1 protein-coding gene is annotated in these 268 nt (G+C 60.8%); it reads left to right on the plus strand.

Features of this window, described 5'->3' with window-relative positions:
• The coding region (locus O7A05_RS34275) for a transposase (protein WP_337097831.1) at positions 1-255 on the plus strand (255 nt) is incomplete at its 5' end.
• Positions 256-268 lie beyond the last annotated feature (13 nt).

Genomic DNA, 268 nt, shown 5'->3' on the forward strand with positions numbered 1-268 from the left:
GTCGGCCTTGCCCCGTTCGACAACAAGAGCGGCAAGCTCAACCGCAGGAGCCAGATCCAGGGCGGGCGATCACGCGTACGCCGCGCCCTCTATATGGCAGCCCTCACGGCCATCAGAACCTGCGACCGGTTCAAGTCCTTCTACACCGCACTTGCCGCCCGCTCAGGCTCCAAGAAACTGGCTATCATCGCCGTCGCAAGGAAGCTCCTGGTCGTCCTCAACGCCATCATTCGCGACAAAACCGCATTCGCATGAACACAGTTGCCAT

The organism is Mesorhizobium argentiipisi (SeqCode) (genome assembly GCF_037179585.1).
GTDB classification, from domain to species: Bacteria; Pseudomonadota; Alphaproteobacteria; order Rhizobiales; family Rhizobiaceae; genus Mesorhizobium; species Mesorhizobium argentiipisi.